The sequence below is a fragment of the Micromonospora echinaurantiaca genome, from assembly GCF_900090235.1.
GTDB lineage: Bacteria > Actinomycetota > Actinomycetes > Mycobacteriales > Micromonosporaceae > Micromonospora > Micromonospora echinaurantiaca.
On sequence record NZ_LT607750.1, the window covers coordinates 6004558 to 6024872 of the forward strand.

General features: G+C 75.6%; 15 protein-coding genes. 6 read left to right on the top strand and 9 right to left on the bottom strand.

Translation table 11 applies throughout. The features are described from left to right. The first annotated feature begins 29 nt into the window (after nucleotides 1–29). Complete coding sequence (locus tag GA0070609_RS27185) at nucleotides 30–767, top strand: hypothetical protein (RefSeq protein WP_231928429.1); 738 nt, start codon at nucleotides 30–32, stop codon at nucleotides 765–767. Nucleotides 768–916: 149 nt separating this feature from the next. Here the strand turns inward: GA0070609_RS27185 and folE are convergent, their stop codons facing one another. The 4 genes from folE to GA0070609_RS33725 form a co-directional block, all read right to left on the bottom strand. After that, nucleotides 917–1582: a GTP cyclohydrolase I FolE gene (folE, locus tag GA0070609_RS27190; RefSeq protein ID WP_088996425.1), complete on the bottom strand. Its 666-nt coding sequence runs from the start codon at nucleotides 1580–1582 to the stop codon at nucleotides 917–919. A gap of 35 nt (nucleotides 1583–1617) precedes the next feature. Next, complete coding sequence (gene ftsH / locus GA0070609_RS27195; RefSeq protein WP_088996426.1) at nucleotides 1618–3630, bottom strand: ATP-dependent zinc metalloprotease FtsH; 2013 nt, start codon at nucleotides 3628–3630, stop codon at nucleotides 1618–1620. Nucleotides 3631–4060: 430 nt separating this feature from the next. After that, complete coding sequence (gene hpt, locus GA0070609_RS27200) at nucleotides 4061–4636, bottom strand: hypoxanthine phosphoribosyltransferase (protein ID WP_088996427.1); 576 nt, start codon at nucleotides 4634–4636, stop codon at nucleotides 4061–4063. A gap of 100 nt (nucleotides 4637–4736) precedes the next feature. Further along, nucleotides 4737–4874: a hypothetical protein gene (locus GA0070609_RS33725; protein WP_172899419.1), complete on the bottom strand. Its 138-nt coding sequence runs from the start codon at nucleotides 4872–4874 to the stop codon at nucleotides 4737–4739. Between the two features lie 150 nt (nucleotides 4875–5024). On the opposite strand from GA0070609_RS33725, the gene GA0070609_RS27205 reads away from it, so the two are divergent. After that, nucleotides 5025–5987: a GlxA family transcriptional regulator gene (locus GA0070609_RS27205; RefSeq protein ID WP_088996428.1), complete on the top strand. Its 963-nt coding sequence runs from the start codon at nucleotides 5025–5027 to the stop codon at nucleotides 5985–5987. A gap of 10 nt (nucleotides 5988–5997) precedes the next feature. Here the strand turns inward: GA0070609_RS27205 and GA0070609_RS27210 are convergent, their stop codons facing one another. From GA0070609_RS27210 to dacB, 4 genes are all read right to left on the bottom strand, one after another. Further along, nucleotides 5998–7641, bottom strand: coding sequence for a gamma-glutamyltransferase family protein (locus tag GA0070609_RS27210; RefSeq protein ID WP_088996429.1), 1644 nt, complete (start codon nucleotides 7639–7641; stop codon nucleotides 5998–6000). A 146-nt stretch (nucleotides 7642–7787) separates the two neighbouring features. Further along, nucleotides 7788–8801 (bottom strand): tRNA lysidine(34) synthetase TilS, encoded by a 1014-nt coding sequence (gene tilS / locus GA0070609_RS27215; protein WP_088996430.1) that lies wholly within the window; start codon nucleotides 8799–8801, stop codon nucleotides 7788–7790. Between the two features lie 10 nt (nucleotides 8802–8811). Then, complete coding sequence (locus GA0070609_RS27220) at nucleotides 8812–9882, bottom strand: zinc-dependent metalloprotease (RefSeq protein WP_088997996.1); 1071 nt, start codon at nucleotides 9880–9882, stop codon at nucleotides 8812–8814. 193 nt (nucleotides 9883–10075) lie between these two features. Then, nucleotides 10076–11569 (bottom strand): D-alanyl-D-alanine carboxypeptidase/D-alanyl-D-alanine endopeptidase, encoded by a 1494-nt coding sequence (gene dacB, locus GA0070609_RS27225; RefSeq protein WP_269459302.1) that lies wholly within the window; start codon nucleotides 11567–11569, stop codon nucleotides 10076–10078. Nucleotides 11570–12093: 524 nt separating this feature from the next. Between dacB and GA0070609_RS27230 the strand changes: the two genes are divergently transcribed. Continuing rightward, nucleotides 12094–12600, top strand: a complete 507-nt coding sequence (locus GA0070609_RS27230; protein WP_088996432.1) for an inorganic diphosphatase — start codon at nucleotides 12094–12096, stop codon at nucleotides 12598–12600. Between the two features lie 34 nt (nucleotides 12601–12634). Here GA0070609_RS27230 and eccD read toward each other — a convergent pair whose 3' ends face one another. Further along, nucleotides 12635–14038, bottom strand: coding sequence for a type VII secretion integral membrane protein EccD (eccD, locus tag GA0070609_RS27235; protein ID WP_088996433.1), 1404 nt, complete (start codon nucleotides 14036–14038; stop codon nucleotides 12635–12637). Nucleotides 14039–14139: 101 nt separating this feature from the next. On the opposite strand from eccD, the gene eccCa reads away from it, so the two are divergent. The 3 genes from eccCa to GA0070609_RS27250 all read left to right on the top strand — a co-directional run bounded on the left by eccCa (nucleotide 14140) and on the right by GA0070609_RS27250 (nucleotide 20315). Further along, on the top strand, nucleotides 14140–18078 hold the full coding sequence (eccCa, locus tag GA0070609_RS27240) for a type VII secretion protein EccCa (protein WP_088996434.1): 3939 nt from the start codon (nucleotides 14140–14142) through the stop codon (nucleotides 18076–18078). Nucleotides 18079–18164: 86 nt separating this feature from the next. Continuing rightward, nucleotides 18165–19496 carry a type VII secretion-associated serine protease mycosin gene (mycP, locus tag GA0070609_RS27245; protein ID WP_172899420.1) on the top strand — a complete coding sequence of 444 codons (1332 nt, stop codon included), beginning with the start codon at nucleotides 18165–18167 and terminating at the stop codon, nucleotides 19494–19496. Nucleotides 19497–19571: 75 nt separating this feature from the next. Next, a complete protein-coding gene (locus GA0070609_RS27250) occupies nucleotides 19572–20315 on the top strand; it encodes a phosphatase PAP2 family protein (RefSeq protein WP_088996435.1) in 744 nt (247 codons plus the stop codon).

The window sequence follows — 20315 nt, forward strand, 5'->3', positions numbered from 1 at the left end:
ACGGGGCGCGGCCGTCTGGGGCCTCGACCATGAGCGACGGCGAGGTGGGTGGCCGGGCGGTGACCACCGCCGTGCCCGGGCGGCAGCGCGACGGCACCCGGGTGCCGGCGCAGCCGGCCGGCGGCGATCCGGTCTCCGCCGCCTGGACCGACTACCTGGCCGCGGCCCGGCAACTGGACGGGGTACGGCGGGACGCGGTCACCGCCGCCGGTGAGCAGGCCCGGTCGGTGCAGGCCGCGCGCGAGGAGCTGACCGCCGTACGCACCCGGCTGGCGCCGCAGGAGGCGCGGCTGCGCGAGCTGGGCGTACCACCGATCTCGCTGGTGCCCACGCCGCCGGAGCTGACCGAGGCGGCCCGGTCGATGGTGGGTGGTCCGGCGGCGGTGCTGGCCGGGCTGCGCGCTGCGCACGACCGGGCGGAGGCCGCGGACGCGGCGCTGGCCGCGCGTGGCCGGGTCAACCCGGCCGGCTGGCCGGCCCCGCTGCGCAACCTGCTGGTGTACGCGCCGCTGGCGCTGCTGGTGCCGGTGATCCAGGTGGTGGTCTACCTGGCGACCGGGCCCGGGGCGGCGAGCGTCGCGGCACTGATCTGCGGGCTGCCGATGCCGGCGGTGGCGTTCGCGGCCGGGTGGATCGGCACCGGACGGCTCTTCCCGGCCCGGCCGGGCCGGCGGGCGGACCGGACGACGCGGCTCGGCGCGCTGGTCTGCCTGGTCCCGGCGGTGCTGGTCACCGCCGGGCTGCTGCTCGCGCTCCTCGCCGGCTGAACCGGCCCGGGCCGCCGAGCCGGCTGAACCGCGGCCGGGCCGCCGAGCCGGCTGGCGGCCCGATCGTCGACCGGCGGCCACGACGTCACCGGAGAGCACTCGGCCGGCCGCCCGCGGGACGCTGGGTCGGCCGGCCGGGTCGGCTCGGGTCAGCGGGGGATGATCAGGGCCATCGCCTCGGCGCGGGACTTCGCGTCGTTCTGCAGGGTGCCGCGCACCGCCGAGGTGATGGTCTGAGCGCCGGACTTCTGGATTCCGCGCATCGCCATGCACATGTGCTCGCACTCGAGCACCACCACCACGCCGCGCGGCTCCAGCTTGCTCATCAGCAGGTCGGCGATCTGCGAGGTGAGGCGCTCCTGCACCTGGGGCCGGCGGGCGAAGACCTCGACCAGCCGGGCCAGCTTGGACAGGCCGGTGATCCGGCCGTCCGGCCCGGGGATGTAGCCGATGTGTGCGCTGCCCCGGAACGGCAGCAGGTGGTGCTCGCAGAGGCTCATCACGTCGATGTCCCGGACCAGCACCAGCTCCTCGTGGTTGGCCTCGAAGGTGGTGCTGAGCACCTGGGCCGGGTCGACCCGGAGGCCGGCGAAGAGTTCCGCGTACGCGCGGGCGACCCGGGACGGGGTCTGCTGGAGGCCGTCCCGGTCCGGGTCCTCCCCGACCGCGATCAGGATTTCCCGGACGGCCTTCTCGATCCGGCCGAGGTCCATGGTGTCCTCGACCGGCCGGCCGGTGAGCTTGCCGCTGATCAGCCGGGCGGCGACGTAGTCGAGGGCGTCGTCGCCGTCGGGCTCGGTCGCGGACGCGGCCAGCCCCCGGTCGTGGGGGCTGGCCGCCGGGTCGGTGCTCAGTGCGTACCGTCCGAGTTGTTCGAGGTGCCGCCGACCGTCGCCTCGGCACCGTCGGCCTGGGCCTGCACCTTGAGCGCCTCCTTCTCCGCCGGGGTGAGCACCGGCGGCTCGGTGGAGGGCTGGCGCTTGCCGAAGCCGTTGTACGGCGCCATCGGCGGCCGCTTGGCCACCCGCGCGCAGATCCGGGCCATGTCGGCGGTGGAGAGGGTCTCCTTCTCCATCAGCTCCAGGACGATGTTGTCCAGCACGTCCCGGTACTCGACCAGGATCTCCCAGGCCTCGTCGTGGGCCAGTTCGATCAGCGCCCGCATCTCGGCGTCGATCTCGGCGGCGACGGCGTCGGAGTAGTCCCGCTCGTGGCCCATGTTGCGGCCGAGGAACGGCTCGTCGCCGCTGGTGCCGTACTTGATCGCACCGAGCTTGGAGCTCATGCCGTACTGCGTGATCATCGCGCGGGCCAGCTGGGTGGCCTTCTCGATGTCGTTGCCGGCGCCGGTGGTCGGCTCGTGGAAGACCAGCTCCTCGGCGGCCCGGCCGCCGAGCGCGTAGGCCAGCGTGTCGACCATCTCCGCGCGGGTCTGGGTGTACTTGTCCTCGGTGGGCAGCACCAGGGTGTGGCCCAACGAGCGCCCGCGGGACAGGATCGTCACCTTGTGCACCGGCGCGGCGTGCGGCAGCGCCCAGGCGACCAGCGCGTGCCCACCCTCGTGGTACGCGGTGATCTTCTTCTCCTGGTCGCTCATCACCCGGGTCCGCCGCTGCGGACCGGCAATCACCCGGTCGATCGACTCCTCCAGGGAGTCGTTGGTGATCGCCCGCTGGTCCTTGCGGGCGGTGAGCAGCGCGGCCTCGTTGATCACGTTGGCCAGGTCGGCGCCGCTGAAGCCCGGGGTCCGCCGCGCCACCGAGTCGAGGTCGACGTCAGGGGTGAACGGCTTGCCCTTGGCGTGCACCCGCAGGATCGCCTTGCGGCCCTCCATGTCGGGGGCGTCCACCGGGATCTGCCGGTCGAACCGGCCCGGGCGCAGCAGCGCCGGGTCGAGGATGTCCGGCCGGTTGGTGGCGGCGATCAGGATGACCCCGCCCTTGGTGTCGAAGCCGTCCATCTCGACGAGCAGCTGGTTGAGGGTCTGCTCGCGCTCGTCGTGGCCGCCGCCCATGCCGGCGCCGCGGTGCCGGCCGACGGCGTCGATCTCGTCGACGAAGACGATCGCCGGGGCGTTCGCCTTGGCCTGCTCGAAGAGGTCGCGGACCCGGCTGGCGCCGACACCGACGAACATCTCCACGAAGTCGGAACCGGAGATCGAGTAGAACGGCACCCCGGCCTCGCCGGCGACCGCGCGGGCCAGCAGCGTCTTACCGGTACCGGGCGGGCCGAAGAGCAGCACGCCCTTCGGGATCTTGGCGCCCAGCGCCTGGTACTTGGCCGGGTTCTGCAGGAAGTCCTTGATCTCGTGCAGTTCCTCCACGGCCTCCTCGGCGCCGGCCACGTCCGCGAACGTGGTCTTCGGCGTGTCCTTGGTGATCATCTTGGCCTTGGACTTGCCGAAGTTGAGCACCCGGGAGCCGCCGCCCTGCATCTGCGACATGAAGAAGAGCAGCAGGAGCACGAGCAGCGCGATGGGCAGGAGGTTGACCAGCAGGCTGACCCAGATGCTGTCCGACGAGACCTTGGTGTCGGCCGGGCCGGTGATCCGGTTGTTCGCCTTGGCGTCCAGGACGTCGTTCCAGACCTGGTTGCCGACCTCGTACGGGAACTGGGCCTCGATCCGGTCGGTGGTGGTGTCGCCGAACTTGGCCTTCTCGGCCAGTTCGAGCTGGAGCGTCTGCTCCTTGTCCTGGAAGACCGCCTTGTTGATCTTGGCGGTGTGGAGCTGGTCGAGCGCCACCGACGTGTCCACCCGGTGGTAACTGGGACCAGCCGTGAAGAGTTGGCTGAGCACAACGGCGCCGAGGATGACCAGGATGATCCAGACCACCGGTCGGCGGAAGAAACGCGTACGTTCCATGCTGTCGTCGAGCGCCGAGACGCCCGCATCCTCCTGATCGACGTCCTGACCGTCTGAATGGTGTCGCCGCCGGGGGCGGCGCCGGGCCGCCGTGCGGGCCGGCCGCGACCCCGAGGCGCTAATCTGCCGCGCCGCGGTCATTCGACGGTACACCGTGCGCGCGAGAAGTGAGCTTGCGAGCCCCGCAGTCGCGCCCCATCGAGATCGACGAAGCACCCCGCGGCCGGGCCCGCCAGCCCGTGTCCCACACCCAGCGGAGCCCGGGCGATGGCCGGCGTGGCGAGGAGTCCGACCCGGGCCACCCGATCGCCCGGTCACGCGGTCGAGGGGCCGGGAGCGGAGCTGCCTCCGCGCCACCGGCATCCACGGTAGTCGGATCGGCTGGGAGTCCGCTGAACGTCCGCTCGACGCGCGCCGATACGAGCCGCGCTCAGGAGCGGGCGTAGACCTCCGGCTTGAGCACGCCGACGTAGGGCAGCTCGCGGTAGCGCTCGGCGAAGTCGAGCCCGTAGCCGACGACGAACTCGGTCGGGATGTCGAAGCCGACGTACTTCACCGGGACCGGCACCTTGACCGCGTCCGGCTTACGGAACAGCGCCACCACCTCGACGCTCGCCGCCGAGCGCGACTCCAGGTAGCGCAGCAGCCAGGAGAGGGTCAGCCCGGAGTCGACGATGTCCTCGACCACGACCACGTGCCGGCCGGCGATGTCCCGGTCCAGGTCCTTGAGGATGCGGACCACCCCGGAGGAGGTGGTGCCCTGGCCGTACGAGGAGATGGCCATGAAGTCCAGTTCGGCGGGGGGCCCCTGTCGGCCCAGCGCCCGGGCGAAGTCGGCCATGAACATGACCGCGCCCTTGAGCACGCAGACGAGCAGGAGTCCGTCCTCGACGTGGGCGTAGTCCGCCGAAACCTGCTTGGCCAGTTCCGCGGTCTTCTCGCGGATCTGCGCCTCGGAGATGATCACGTGGTCGATGTCGGCGTCGTACCAGGAGCCGTCAGCCATGACCCCTAGCCTGCCGTACGCCGGACGGCCCCCGTCGGCGGGGCCGCCCCTTTTGGCGCGGTCCCGCCCAGGATTTTTACCGCAAAGTTGACCAATCACCTCAGCAGGTACCCGACCGCCACCGGCGACCGTTGTCGGTGGGCTTCCAGTCGGCCGAGTCCCGGCTGTCGGCGGTCAGGCCGGCCGCCGAGGCGGCGGCGAGGAGGACGAGGAAGAGCAGGAAGAACAGGAACTCCATGGCGGCGCTCGCTTTCGCAGGTTTGCTGTCGGTTTCGCCGCCGGTGCGCACCGGACTGCACCTAGTCTCCGCCGGTCCGTCCGGGTCAGACAGTGGCAGGAATGCCACACAGGCTCGATTTCCTGCCACCCCCGGGGTTACCCTCGTCACATGCTGCGTACGGTCGCCGTCCTCGCCCTCGACGGGGTCGCCGCGTTCGAGCTGGGCGTCCTGGCCGAGGTCTTCGGCACCGACCGCACGGCCGACGGCTTCCCCGGTTACCGCTTCCAGGTGTGCAGCCCGGACGGCGCGGCGGTCTCCACCGCCTCCGGCTTCCAGCTGGTACCGCACGCCGGCCTGGGCCCGGTCGACGAGGCCGACCTGGTCGCCGTGCCCGCCCACCGGCACGGCACGAACGCGCCGCCGGCGGTGCTCGACGCGCTGTGCCGGGCCGCCGACCGGGGCACCTACCTGCTCAGCGTCTGCTCGGGAGCGTTCCTGCTCGGCGAGGCCGGCCTGCTCGACGGCCGCGACTGCACCACCCACTGGAAGTACGTCGACGAGCTGCAACGCCGCCACCCCACCGCCCGGGTGCAGTGCAACTCGCTCTACGTCCAGGACGGCCGGCTGCTCACCAGCGCCGGCACCGCGGCCGGCATCGACGCCTGCCTGCACCTGGTACGCCAGGAGCACGGCTCGGCCACGGCCACCCGGCTGGCCCGCCGGATGGTCGTCCCGCCGCACCGCGACGGCGGGCAGTCACAGTACGTCGAGGCGCCGATCCCCAAGGCGCCCGAGGCGCCCACCCTGGAACCGGTGCTGGAGTGGCTGATGGGGCACCTGGACCGGCCGGTGACGGTCGACGAGATCGCCGCCCGCGCCGGCATGGCCCCGCGTACCTTCGCCCGCCGGTTCCGCGCCGAGACCGGCACCACCCCGCACGACTGGCTGACCAACCAGCGGGTGCTGCTGGCCCGGCGGCTGCTGGAGGAGACCCGGCTGAGCGTGGAGGACGTCGCCGACCGGTCCGGGTTCGGTGACGCCGCCGCGCTGCGGCACCACTTCGCCCGCCGGGTCGGCGCCACCCCGCACAGCTACCGCACCACCTTCCGCGACCGCGCCCACGCCAGCTGAACCACCAGGGTCAGAAGCCGCCCATCCCCCCGTCGACCCGGGACTCCGACCCGGCCACGTAGCCGCCGTCGGCCGTCCGCCAGATCGCCTGCCCGTACCCGAAGACGGCCGGCTCCGCCGCGACGGTGACCTCGTGGCCGCGGGCCCGCAGCTCGTCCACCGCCGCCCGCCCCTCCGCCGTGCCGACCAGCTCCGGCTCGACCAGCAGCGACCGGCCGGCGTGCCAGTACCAGCGCGGCGCGTCCAGCGCCGCCTGCGGGTCGAGCCCGCCGTCGAGGGTGGCCGAGACGAGCTGGACGTGCCCCTGCGGCTGCATGTGCCCGCCCATCACGCCGAACGGCCCGACCGGCTCGCCCTCCCTGGTCAGGAAGCCGGGAATGATGGTGTGGTACGGCCGTCTGCCCGGCCCCACCACGTTCGGGTGCGCCGGGTCGAGGCGGAAGCCGAGGCCCCGGTTCTGCAGCGCGAAGCCGTGCCCGGGCAGCACCACGTGCGAACCGAACGCCAGGTAGGTCGACTGGATGAGGCTGACCATCATGCCGCCGGCGTCAGCCGTGCAGAGGTAGACGGTGCCGCCGCGCTCCGGGTCGCCGGCCACCGGCTCGCCGGCGCGATCGGTGATCAACGCCCGGCGGGCGGCGAGGTAGCCGGGCGAGAGCAGCGCCGCGGTGGGTACCGGCACCAGGTCCGGATCGGCGACGTGCGCGTGCGCGTCGGCGAAGCCGAGCTTGACCGCCTCGATCTGCCGGTGCAGGCGGTCCGCCAGCGGGACGTCGGCCAGCTCCAGCCCGTCCAGCACACCGAGCGCGACCAGCGCGGCCAGGCCCTGCCCGTTCGGCGGCAGCTCCCACACCTGCTGGCCCCGGTAGCGCACCGGCACCGGATCCACCCAGCTGGAGGTGTGCCCGGCCAGGTCGTCGCCGGTGAGCAGCCCGCCGGTCCGGGCGGCGTGCCGGGCCAGCGCCTCGGCCGTCGCACCGCGGTAGAAGTCCTCGGACCCGGTCTCGGCGATCCGACGCAGGGTGCGGGCGGCGTCCGGGTTGCGCCACCGCTCCCCCGGCCGCGGCGCCCGGCCGCCGGGCGCGAACACCCGGTCGAACTCGGCGTACTCGGGTCCGGACAGCTCGGCGTGCGCGGCCACCCCGCGCGCCCAGGCCGCGGCCACCCCGGTGGAGACCGGATGGCCGTGCTCGGCGTACCCCACGGCGTCGGTGAAGAGGTCGGCGAAGGGCAGCCGGCCGAACCGGTCGTGCAGGTCCCGCCAGCCGGCCGGTGCGCCGGGGACGGTCACCGGCAGCCAGCCCCGCGCCGGCAGCGCCGGCCCGGCCGACTGGGCGCCGCCGAGCGCGGCCACCGGAGCCGCGCCCCGGCCGCCGGTCGCGGCGCGCACCGCCGCCAGGGTCAGCGCCGCGGGCGACCGGCCGGAGGCGTTCAGCCCGTGCAACCGCTCACCGTCCCAGACCAGGGCGAACAGGTCACCGCCGATGTCGTTGGACGGGGGCTGCACCACGGTCAGGGTGATCGCGGTGGCCAGCGCCGCGTCGACCGCGTTGCCGCCGCGCCGCAGCACGGCCAGGCCGGCCGCCGCGGCCAGGGGGTGGCTCGTCGCCACCGCGCCGTGCGGGGCGTGGAGCGGCTGTCGGGGGTACGCCATGCGCCATGTCTACCGCCTTCCGGCGGCGGCCGCGGCCCCCGGTGGTCGCCGATCCGGCGGCACCCGCGGCCCCTGCCCGCCCACCGGCCCGACGGCGTTCTCCCGGTTACGGTCAGCGGCCCGGCGCGACCGCCGTCCCTCGGCGCTCACCGGCCCGGCGGCGCACCGGCCCCGGCAGCGCCGACGCGGGTCAGCCGGCCGTCGCGGCGGATCACCCGCAGGCCGCCGGGCAGGTGCGCGGCGCCCTGCCCGCGCCAGCCGGTGACCAGCGTGTCCAGGGCGGTCACGTGCCGGTGCGACAGCGCGGCCGGCGGGGCGCCCAGCTCACGGGCCCAGGCGTGCAGCACCCGACCGCGCACCGCGGGGGCCAGGTCGGCGAGCGCCGCGACCGACAGCCCGCCGGCGGGGTGACGGACCCCGGCGAGCGCGGTCGCGGCCAGGTCGTCCAGCGCGGCGTTGTCCGCCGCCACCAGCCGGGCGGTCCGGGCCAGGTTCTCCAGCACCCCCGGCCCGAGCGCCCGCACCAGCGCCGGCAGCACGTCGGCGCGGACCCGGGCGCGGGCGTACGAGGGGTCGGCGTTGTGCGGGTCCTCCCACGGGGTCAGCCCGAGCACCGCGCACGCCTTGCGGGTCTGCTCCCGGCTCACCTCCAGCAGCGGGCGCAGCAGCGGCACCCCGGCCAGGTCCCGTCGGGCCGGCATCCCGGCCAGCCCGCGCGGGCCGGCGCCCCGGGCCAGCGCGAGCAGCACCGTCTCGGCCTGGTCGTCCCGGGTGTGCCCGGTCAGCACCGCCGCCGCCCGGTGCCGCCCGGCCACCTCGGCCAGCGCCTGGTAGCGAGCCTCCCGGGCGGCCGCCTCCGGCCCGCCGGGGCGGCCGGCCACCTCGACCCGGACCGCCTCCACCGGGACGAACCCGGCGGCACCCGCCCAGGTCGCCACCGCCGCGGCCCGCTCCGCGGAGCCGGCCTGCAGGCCATGGTCGACGGTCACCAGGCCGGCCGACCGGCCCAGCCGGGGTGCCACGAAGACGGTGGCCGCAGCCAGCGCGAGCGAGTCCGCGCCGCCGGAACACGCGACCAACACCGGCCCGGGTGGCAGGTCGGCCAGCGCGCGACGTACCGCGACCCGGATCGCGGCGACCGGCGGGGCGAGCGCGGCCACGGGTCGACGGTCAGCCGACGACCGGCACCGGGCCCACCGGCCCGTGCACCCGCGCCACCCAGGCGTCCGGGTCGCCGAGCTCCTCCAGCCGGGGCAGGGTGAGCGGCGAGTCGAAGACCTTGTTGAAGCCGGCCATCCCGACCCGCTCCACCACGCCGTGCACGAACTTGCGGCCCTCGGCGTACTGGCGCATCTTGACGTCGACGCCGAGCAGCCGGCGGATCGCCTTCTCCAGCGGGTTGCCCGACTCGCGGCGCCGGTTGAACGCCGCCCGGATCCGCTCGACGCTCGGGATCACCTGCGGGCCGACCCCGTCCATCACGAACTCGGCGTGCCCCTCGAGCAGGGTCATCAGCGCGGTGAGCCGGTCCAGCACGGCCCGCTGGGCCGGCGTCTGGACGAGGTCCAGCACGCTGGTGCGGCTCTCCGGGTCGCGGACCGCCTCGGAGAGCGTGGCCACGCCCCGGCGCAGCCGCTCCAGCAGGTGCTCGCCGCCACCGGCCGAGGCGTCGACGAACGCCTGCACCTCGCCCAGGAAGTACGCGCGCATCCAGGGCACGGCGGTGAACTGGGTGCGGTGGGTCACCTCGTGCAGGCACACCCAGAGCCGGAAGTCGCGCGGGTCGGCGCCGAGCTTGCGCTCCACCTCGACGATGTTCGGCGCGACCAGCAGCAGCTGGCCCGGGTCGGCGGAGAAGACCTCGTACTGGCCGAGCACCCGGCCGGAGAGGTACGCCAGCACGGTGCCGGCCTGCACGCCGGTCAGCCGGGAGCCGATCGCCTCGGTCAGCGGGCCGGGCTGCTTGTCGCCGGAGAGCCGGCTGACCAGGGGGCTGACCACCTCGCGCAGCCCGGCGATGTTGGTCGCCGCCCAGTCCCGCCGGTCGACCACCCGCACCGGCGGGTGGGACACCTGTGGGCGCAGGCCGGTGTAGTCGGCGACGTGCCCGGCCGCCTCCTCGGTCAGCCGCCGCAGGTCGGCGACCACGTCGGTGGCCTCCGTGTACGACACCCGGGGGCCCGACTTGCCCAGTGCCCCCGCGGTCGCGGCGGCCAGATCCCAGTCCACGAACTGCGCCATGCACCCACCGTACCCGCGCCGGAACACCCCGGCCCGGGCTCGCGCCGGCGATCGACGCCGGTCGCCGCCGGCCGAGGGCCGCCCCGCGGCGCCCAGCAGGGGGCGGTGCCGCCCTGCTGGGCGGCGCGGTGCCCGGCCGCCGGTGTCGGCGCCGGTCTGCCGCGCCATTGCGGACCGGCCCGGCCGGCGGGGCTCAGCGGCAGCCGCAGCCGGCGAGCGTGGCGCCGATCCGGTCCAGCGCCACCCGGGCGGCCGCCATCCCGTCCGGCGGCACCGCGTCGGTGAGCACGGCGAAGGTGAGCAGCCGCCCGTCGGCGATGGTGACCAGCCCGGCGATCGCGTGCACCTTGGTCAGCGTGCCGGTCTTGGCCCGGACCACGCCCGCGCCGGACCGGGTGCCGTCCGCCGCGTAGCGCTCGCCCAGCGTGCCGGACCAGCCGGCGACCGGCAGGCCGCCGAAGACCGCCGCCAGCTCGGGACGGCTGCCGTTGCCGGCGAGCGTGATCAGGTCGGTGAGCAGCGAGGGGCTGATCCGGTTGGTACGGGACAACCCGCTGCCGTCGGCGAGGGAGAGCTCGTCGGCGGGCAGGCCCAGCTCGCCCGCCACCGCGTCCATCGCGGCGGCGGCGCCGGTGAACGAGGCGGGCTGGTTTCGGGCCAGCGCGACCTGGCGGGCCAGCGCCTCGGCGACGATGTTGTCGCTGTCGCTGATCATGATGTCGACCAGCCGGACCATCGGCAGCGACTCCACCTTGCCCAACTCGCTGCCGGGGGCGCCGGCGGTGGCGTCGGCGCCGGCGGCCGGTGCCCTGCCGCGGCTGACCGCGTCGGCGGGCACGCCGAGCAGCCGGGCGAACGCGCGGCCGGCGACCAGGTCGGGCTGGGACACCCGCTCGGCGCCGTGGTCGCCGGCGTCGTGGTCCCGCTTGGCCTGCGGCACGTCCTTGCGCGCGCCGTCGGTCATCAGCGCGGTGATCGCGCCGCCGTAGCCGCCGGTGGGGATGTCGTCGTCCCAGCCGGGCTCGTGGACCGGGCCGGAGTAGAGCGAGGAGTCGACGGTGACCTTGGTCGGCGCGGTGCCGCCGAGCGCCGCCTTCACCTGGGCGGCCAGGTCGTCCAGCCGGGCCGCACCCGGGTAGAAGCCCTTCTTGTCCACCGCCAGGGTGGGGTCGCCGCCGCCGACGATCACCACCTCGCCCGGGCTGGCGCCGGCCACCGCCCGGGTCGGGATGCGGTGGCCGGGACCGCGCGCGGCGAGCACGGTCACCGCGGTCACCAGCTTGGTCACCGAGGCGGGCACGGTGCCGTCGTCCTCGTGGGCGCCGAAGAGCGGCTGGCCGGTGGCCACGTCGGCCACCGAGACGTTGACCCGGTCACCGAGCGCGGCGGCGCCGACCAGCGGATCGAGCGCGGCGGAGACCCCTTCCTGGGTGGGCAGCGGGGCGTTGGCGTCCGCCCCGGCCAGCACCGGCACCGGCGGTGGGTCGGCCGGCTGGGCGCTCGCCGGACCGCCGGCCTGGTCGTCGCCGAGCCACTGCGCCACCGGGCCGGGACGGACCACCACCACCCCGGCGGCCAGCGCGAGCAGCAGCACCGCGGCGAGCACGAACGGCAGCAGCCGCCGGCGTCGGGCCGGCGCGGGGGGTACGGCGGCGGCCGGCGCCGCGCCGGCGGGCGGCGGCGACACGGGCACGGAGGCGGCGGCCGGCAGCCCGCTCGCCGGGCCGAAGAGGTCAGGGTGCGACGGCACGCTCGCCGAGCCGGCGTGCGGCGGCGGCGCGCTGGCCGTACCGAAGGCGCCGGCGTTCAGCGGGCGGCCGGCGGGCGGACCGGAAGCGCCCGGGTACGGGGGAACGGGCGCGGAGCCGGCGGACGGCCCGCCGGCGTCGGGACGCCACGGCGGGGGCCGCTCGGCGCGGTACCCGGCGGGGTCGGCGGGTGGCTGCTGAGGGTGGGCGTCGGGCACCCGGAAGCGGCCGGTGGCGGGGCCGGAAGCAGATCCGCCCGTACCACGTCCAGCACCTGACTCCGGGCGGTAGTGTGAATCTTCCCTCCCCACGACCCCCTCCTCCCCCCACGAAATTCGGTCTGGGTGACACTACTTCGGTCCGAACACTATGCGGTGGCCGGACCGGTGGGCGGGCATTCACCCGCACCGGTCGGCGCCGGTGGTTTCCGTTAGCCAGCGTGGGCAAACGAGGGAGCGTGCAGATGGATTTCGACGTGACGGTTGAGATCCCGAAGGGTCACCGCAACAAGTACGAGGTCGACCACGCGACCGGCCGGATCCGGCTGGACCGCACCCTCTTCACGTCCACCCAGTACCCGGCGGACTACGGCTTCATCGAGGGCACCCTCGGCGAGGACGGCGACCCGCTGGACGCGCTGGTGCTGGTCCCCGAGCCGACCTTCCCGGGCTGCCTGATCCGCTGCCGCACGATCGGCATGTTCCGGATGACGGACGAGAAGGGCGGCGACGACAAGGTCCTCTGCGTCCCCTACGAGGACCCGCGCCAGGAGCACCTGCGCGACATCCACCACCTCGGCGAGTTCGACCGGCTGGAGATCCAGCACTTCTTCGAGGTGTACAAGGACCTCGAACCGGGCAAGTCGGTCGAAGGCGCCACCTGGGTCGGGCGGACCGAGGCCGAGGCCGAGATCCGGGCGTCGTACCAGCGCGCCAAGGAGGCCGCGGAGCGCGGCGAAGCCGGGCACTGACCCACCACGACGTCGTACCGGGCCCGGGAGCCGCTCAGCCGAGCAGCCCCCGGGCCCGTTCGTACAGGTCGAGCACCGCGCAGGCGACCGGCACCACGGAGACCACCAGCGCGGTGTCGGTCAGGTCGGCGAGCCGGCCGAGGTACGGCGAGACCGGCCGGCGGGCGTACGTGCTGCCCGCCGCCACGGCGAGCAGGGCCAGGGCCAGACCACCGGCGACCAGCACCAGCCGGCCCGCCGGAGCGGACCGCGCGGCGAGCACGGCGCCCAGCACGGCGTACCCGGCGAGGCCGGCGACCACCGTCGGCACCCGGTGCCGCAGCGCCACGAAGAGCCGGGAGCGCAGCAGCAGCACCGCACCGGCGACCGCCACCAGCACCCGACCGGCGGTCCCGCCGGCCACCCCGAGCACCAGCGCGGCGGCCGCCGCCAGCACCGCGTGCCCGAGCAGCATGCCGGTCAGCATCTCCTCGGTGCGGGCCACCGCCGCGTAGACCCGGCCCCGGTCGGGCAGGTCCCGGGCCCGGTCGGCGTCATCACCGGGCGCGGCGGTGGGCAGGGTGATCGGCGGCAGCGGCACCTTGCCCAGCCGGATGGCCAGCAGCGGCACCGCCCCGACGGCGAAGACCAGGACGCAGAGCAGCACGGCAGCCGTGCCGGCCGGGTCGAGCGGCAGCCCGCCGAGCGCGGCCAGCGCCCCGCCCACCCCCACCACGGCGCCGGCCACGAAGACCCGCAGCCGGGTGGCGATGCCGACCAGCCCGAGCACCGACCCCAGCAGCAGCGCCACCGAGCCGGCCAGCAGTTCCGGCGCGCCCAGCCAGCGGACCGGAGCGAGCGGACCGACCGGGTCGTCGGAGCTGACCGCCAGGGCGCCGGCCGCCGCCGCGTACGGCAGCGCGTAGCCGCCCAGGGTGGCGCCGACCGGGCCGTCCCCGTGCGCCCGGGACGCCACGGTGCCGGCCAGGGTGAGCAGCAGCGCCACCACGGCCGCCGCGGGCCAGCCGGCCCCGCCCGCCGGGCCACCGGCGAGCACGGCGAGCAGCCCCACCGCCAGCGGCACCGCCGCCCCGGCCAGCACGGCGGCCCGGGTGGCGCCGGGCGACCAGGCGCCGCCCCGCCGCCGGGCGCCGTCCGCGATCGCCTCCACGACGTCGTCGTACTCCAGCTCGGGCCACTCGGCCCGGGCCGGCACCAGGTGCAGCACCTCGCCGTCCCGGACGCCCTGCGGCAGCAGCGCCTGCGCGGTCGTCAGCACCGCCCCGTCGGTACGCCGCAGCACCCAGCCGCCGTGCCGTTCACCGTTGTCGGCCAGCCCCTCGCCGGCGTGCCGCAGCACCTCCGGCAGCAGCTCGGCCAGGGGAACCTGCTCGGGCAGCGCGACGTCCACCCGCCGCTGCGGGGCGCTGATGGTGACCCGGGCGAGCCCGATCGTCATCGACTGATCTCCATATCGGGCGAGGTTGGTGGCTGCGCGGACGACAGGACTTTACCTACCATGAGCCAGGCTCGGGTCACCGTGCGCAGTCAGGAGGTCGGGTGTCCACTGTCGTCATCAAGCGGCCACCCCGCCGTCCGGCGCCGGAGATCCCGGTCGGCGAGCTGCCGGTGGAGGCGCCGCCGGAGATCCCCCCGGTCGCCGGCGGGCGCTGGCAGCAGCTGCTGATGGTGCTGCCGATGCTCGGCGGCACGGTGGCCATGGCGATGATGTTCGGCCGCGGCGGCGGGGCCTACTCGTACGTGGTGGGCGGCATGTTCGGCCTCTCCTCGCTGGCCATGCTGGTGACCTCCTGGGGCAGCGCCGCCGGCACCCCGAAGAAGTCGGAGATGATGGCCGCCCGCCGGGAGTACCTGCGGCACCTCACCGCGCTGCGGCGCCGGGTCCGGCAGACCGCCGGCCAGCAGCGCGCCGGGCTCTACTACCGGCACCCGGACCCGGGCCGGCTCTGGTCGACGGTGGAGAGCCACCGGGTCTGGGAACGCCGTCCCGCCGACCCGGACTTCGCGGTGGTCCGGGTCGCGGTCGGGCCGCAGACCCTGGCCACCCCGCTGGTGCCGCCGGTCACCCGGCCGCTGGAGGAGCTGGAGCCGATGACCGCGGGCGCGCTGCGGCGCTTCCTGGACGCGTACTCGGTGGTGCCCGACCTGCCGGTGGCGCTGTCGCTGCGCAGCTTCGCCCGGGTGTACGTCAAGGCCACCCCGGCCACCGACGGCCGGGCGCTGGCCCGCGCGATGCTCACCCAGCTGGCCGTCTTCCACGCCCCCGACGAGCTGCTCGTCGCGGTCTGCGCCGGGCCGGAACGGCGAGCCGCCTGGGAGTGGGTCAAGTGGCTGCCGCACACCCACCATCCCGCCCGCACCGACGCACTCGGCCCGGTGCGGCTGGTCACCAGCGCCGCCGCCGAGCTGGAACGGCTGCTCGACGACGTGCTGGCCAGCCGGTCCCGGTTCAGCCCGGCCGGGCCGGCCACCGACGGGCCGCACGTGGTGGTGGTGCTCGACGGGGGCGACCTCACCGGAGCCACCGAGCTGACCGGCGACGGCGGCATCGACGCGGTGACCGTCATCGACCTGGACACCGCGCCGCCCCGCCTGCTGGACCGGTTCGCGCTGCTGCTCGAACTACGCGACGGCCGGCTGCACTCGCACTCGGCGGACGGCCACGTCGAGGTGGGCACCGCCGACCGGTTGGCGCCGGCCGACGCCGAGGCGGTCGCCCGCCGGCTGGCGCCGCTGCGGCTGGCCGGCGCCCCGCGTGGCGGCCCGGACGCCCCGCCCGGCGCCGAGCCCGGGCTGCCCGAACTGCTCGGGCTCGGCGACCCGGAGAGCTTCACCGCCGAGCAGGGCTGGGCGCCCCGCTCGGCGCGCGAGCGGCTGCGGGTGCCGATCGGGGTGGGCACCGACGGCGGCGCGATCGAACTCGACCTCAAGGAGTCCGCCCAGGACGGGATGGGCCCGCACGGCCTGCTGATCGGGGCCACCGGCTCCGGCAAGTCCGAACTGCTGCGCACCCTGGTGCTCGGGCTGGCCGCCACGCACAGCTCGGAGCAGCTCAACTTCGTCCTGGTCGACTTCAAGGGCGGGGCGACCTTCGCCTCGTTCGACCGGCTGCCGCACACCGCCGCGGTGATCACCAACCTGGCCGACGCGCTGCCGCTGGTCGACCGGATGGTCGACGCGATCAACGGCGAGCTGGTCCGCCGCCAGGAGCTGCTCCGCCGGGCCGGCAACTTCGCCAGCCTGCGCGACTACGAGCGGGCGCGGGCCGCCGGCACCCCGCTCGCCCCGCTGCCCTCGCTGCTGCTGATCTGCGACGAGTTCTCCGAGCTGCTCTCGGCCAAGCCCGACTTCATCGACCTGTTCGTGCAGATCGGCCGGCTGGGCCGGTCGCTCGGCGTACACCTGCTGCTGGCGAGCCAGCGGTTGGAGGAGGGGCGACTACGCGGACTCGACACACATTTGTCGTACCGGATCGGGCTGCGGACCTTCTCCGCGCTGGAATCCCGGACGGTGCTCGGGGTGCCGGACGCGCACGAGCTGCCCCGCTCGCCCGGTCACGGCTACCTGCGCTTCGGCACCGAACCGCTGGTCCGGTTCAAGGCCGCGTACGTCTCCGGGGCGGTGCGCAGAGCCGTCGCCGCCGGCGCGGGCGGCTCCGGCACCCCCCGCCTGCTGGCGTTCTCCACCCACTACCTGCCGGCCCCCGAGCCGCCCCGGCCGGCGGCCCCGCCGCAGGTCGAGCAGGACGGCACGGGGAGCCTGCTCGACCTGCTGGTCGGCCGGTTGGCCGGGCAGGGCCCACCGGCGCACCAGGTCTGGCACCCGCCGCTGGGCCGCCCGCCGGCGCTGGACGAGCTGCTCGGCCCGGCCGGCGTCGACCCGGCGCGCGGGCTCACCGTCGGCAACCCGGAGCTGCACGGAGCGCTCCAGGTGCCGGTCGCCGTGGTGGACAAGCCGTTCGAGCAGCGGCGCGACCTGCTCTGGCTGGCGCTGGACGGGGCCGCCGGGCACGTGGCGGTGGTCGGTGCGCCGCAGAGCGGCAAGTCGACCGCGCTGCGCGCGCTGATCTGCGCGCTGGCGCTCACCCACACCCCGGCCGAGGTGCAGGTCTACGGCCTCGACTTCGGCGGCGGCGGGCTGGGCACGCTCCGCGACCTGCCGCACGTCGGCGGCGTCGCCGGGCGCGCCGACCCGACGGCCGTCCGGCGTACGGTCGGCGAGATCGCCACCCTGCTGGTGGAGCGGGAACGCCGCTTCGCGGAGCTGGGTGTGGACTCGATGGCCGCCTGGCGGCAGCGCCGGGCCGCGGCGGCCGGCACCGGCCAGCCGACCGGCGACCCGTTCGGTGACGTCTTCCTGGTGGTCGACGGCTGGGCCACCCTGCGCGGCGAGTACGACGACCTGGAGCCGCTGATCACCGACCTGGCCACCCGCGGGCTGTCGTACGGGGTGCACGTGGTGGCGACCGCGCTGCGCTGGCTGGACTTCCGGCCGGCGATCCGGGACCTCTTCGGTTCCCGGCTGGAGTTGCGCCTCGGCGATCCGGCCGACTCGCTGGTGGCCCGCCGGGCCGCGGCGAACGTGCCAGAGCAGAGCGCCGGCCGGGGCGTCACCGCGGAGAGCCTGCACTTCCTCACCGCACTGCCGCAGCTCACCGCCGGTACGGACACCGCCGACCTGGTCAAGCGGGCGGCCGCCGGCTGGCCCGGGCCGGCCGCACCCCCGGTGCGGCTGCTCCCGCCGGTGCTCCCGTACGCCGAGCTGGACCTGGCGGCGACGACCGGGCTGCGCTTCCCGGTCGGGGTGGCCGAGGCGGACCTGCGCCCGGTGGTGCTGGACTTCGCCACCGAGCCGCACTTCGTGGTCTTCGGCGACGCCGAGTGCGGCAAGTCGTCGTTCCTGCGCGCGCTGGCCACCTCGATCGTCACCCGGTTCACCCCGGAGCAGGCCCGGGTGATCCTGGTCGACTACCGGCGCAGCCTGCTCGGCGCGATCGAGACGCCGCACCTGATCGGCTACGGCACCGCCGCCGCGCACACCGCCGACCTGGTCGAGTCGGCCGCCGGCTACCTGCAGGCCCGGCTCCCCGGTCCGGAGATCACCCCGGCCCAGTTGCGGGAGCGGTCGTGGTGGTCCGGTCCGGAGCTGTTCGTGCTGGTGGACGACTACGACCTGGTGGCCAGCGGGCCGGCCAACCCGCTGCGGGCGCTGGAGGAGCACCTGCCGCACGCCCGGGACGTCGGGCTGCACCTGGTGCTCGCCCGCCGCTGCGGCGGCGCCGGCCGGGCGCAGTACGAGCCGATCGCGCAGCGGTTGCGGGAACTCTCCACCGCCGGGCTGGTGATGGCCGGCAGCCCGGAGGAGGGTGCGCTGGTCGGTTCGGTCCGACCCGGGCCGTTGCCACCCGGGCGCGGCCGGCTGGTGACCCGACGTGAGGGCGTACGCCTGGTGCAGCTGGCCCACCTGCCGCCGCCGTGACAGGTGTTGACGGATGGCTCCGGAAGAGGGGGTGGAACCGGTAATCTCCGATCGTCGTCTGTCCGAACCGAGGAACGGCTGAGAATGTGACCAGGGTGCGGCAGAGCTGTCCGCCGACGGCGCGACGGGTCGCCGGTCGGGCGCTGCTCGCTGTGGCGGCGGTGGCCGTGCCGCTCGCCGGCCCGGTGCCGCCCGCCGACGCCGCGGCCGCCCGGCCGGTCGCGCTCGCCTCGGCGGCGTTCCCCCTGGCCGCGCCGGTTTCGGACAGCCAGACCCGCCCCGACCAGGTGCGCGACGAGCAGTGGCAGCTCGACGAGTTGGGGGCGAAGACCGCCTGGCGCAGCTCGACCGGGCGCGGGGTGGTCGTCGCGGTCATCGACTCCGGTGTGGACGCCAGCCACCCCGACCTGGCCGGCCAGGTGCTGCCCGGCTACGACCTGGTCGCCCCGCTCGGCGGCGACCCGGATCCGGTCGGCCACGGCACCACGGTGGCCGGGCTGATCGCCGGGCGCAACGACGACAACCGGGGCGTGGTCGGCCTCGCCCCGGACGCCAAGATCCTTCCGGTCCGGGTGCTGGACGACGAGAACCGCTACGACGACGCGCTGATCGTCGCCAAGGGCGTGCGCTGGGCCGTCGACAACGGCGCCCGCGTCATCAACCTGTCGCTCGGCGGCAGCGGCGACAGCCCGGCCCTGGCCGCGGCGCTCGACTACGCCTTCGCCCGGGACGTGGTGGTGGTCGCCTGCACCGGCAACCTGGCCACCTCCACCAACTCGAAGGTCTGGTACCCGGCCCGCGAGCCGGGCGTGATCGCGGTGTCCGGGCTGGAGAAGGACAGCGAGAACCTCTGGTCCGGCGCGATCACCGGGCGCGCCACCGTACTCACCGCCCCGGCCACCGGGTTGGTGGGCGCCCGCCCCGGCGACGGGTACTGGCGGGTGCAGGGCACCAGCTTCGCCGCGCCCCTGGTGGCCGCCACCGCCGCGCTGGTCCGGGCCCGCTACCCGGAGATGTCCGCCGGCGACGTGGTCAACCGGCTGCTGTCCACCGCCCGCGACATCGGCCCCACCGGCCGGGACGACCGTTTCGGGTACGGCCTGGTCGACCCGGTCGCCGCGCTGGACGCCGAGGTGAGCCCGGTGGGCCGCAACCCGCTGGACGACCAGACCTCGCCCGGCGTGGTCGGGTTCGGCCCGGCACCCGGTTCGGCGGAGGCCGAGGCGGCCGGCGCCGGCGCGGACCCGCTCGGCGGCTTGACCGCACCGCGCCAGCAGAGCCAGTGGACGGCGCGGCCCGCCGGCTCCGAGCACGACTCCACCCCCGAGCGGCTCTGGACCGGCGCCGTGCTCTTCGTCGCCCTGCTCACCGGCGCGGCGCTGATGGTGCGCCGGTTCCGGCGGTGGGGCAGCCGCTGACCCACCCCGCTCCGGCCGCACCCGGTTCGCGAACGGAACGCCTGAGCCCGCCCCGGGCTGGGTAGAACGGATGCCATGACCTCACCCGGCCAGCGCACCCTCCCGACGCCGACGCGGCCGTCGTGGCGGCACCGCCGGCTGCACCCGGACGACTCGCGCGGCCTCCGGCTGACCCTCGCCGTCGCCGCGGCGTTCCTGGTGCTGGTGCCGTTCGCCCTGCTCGCGCTCCTGGTGCTGGCCGGCTGGCCGCCGCTACGCGAGGTGGACACCACGGTGGCCGGCGCGCTGCACGGCTTCGCCGTCGATCATCCGGCCTGGGTCCGCCTGATGAGCCTGTGGACCGATGTGTTCGCGCCGATGCCGCTGCGGGTCGGCGCGCTGGTGCTGGTGATCTGGCTGGTCCGGCGCGGCGCCCGGCAACTCGCGGTCTGGGTGGCCGTCACCATGCTGGTGGGCGGGCTGCTCGGCCCGCTGCTCAAGCTGCTCTTCGGGCGGGACCGGCCGGACCTGCCCGAGCCGGTGGCGCAGGCCGCCGGGCTCGCCTTCCCGTCCGGTCACGCGCTGAACGCCGCGCTGGCCGCCGGGATCCTGCTGGTGGTCTTCCTGCCGTACGCGCGGGAGCGGTCCGGCCGGTGGGCGGTGTGGTTGGCCGCCGTGCTGCTGGCCGGGGTGACCGGGTTCAGCCGGGTGGCGCTCGGCGTGCACTGGACCAGCGACGTGCTGGCCGGCTGGGTGCTCGGCACCGCCGTGGTCGCCGCGACGTCCGCCGCCTTCACCGTCTGGCACCACCAGACCCCACCCGCCGCGCCACACCCCTGA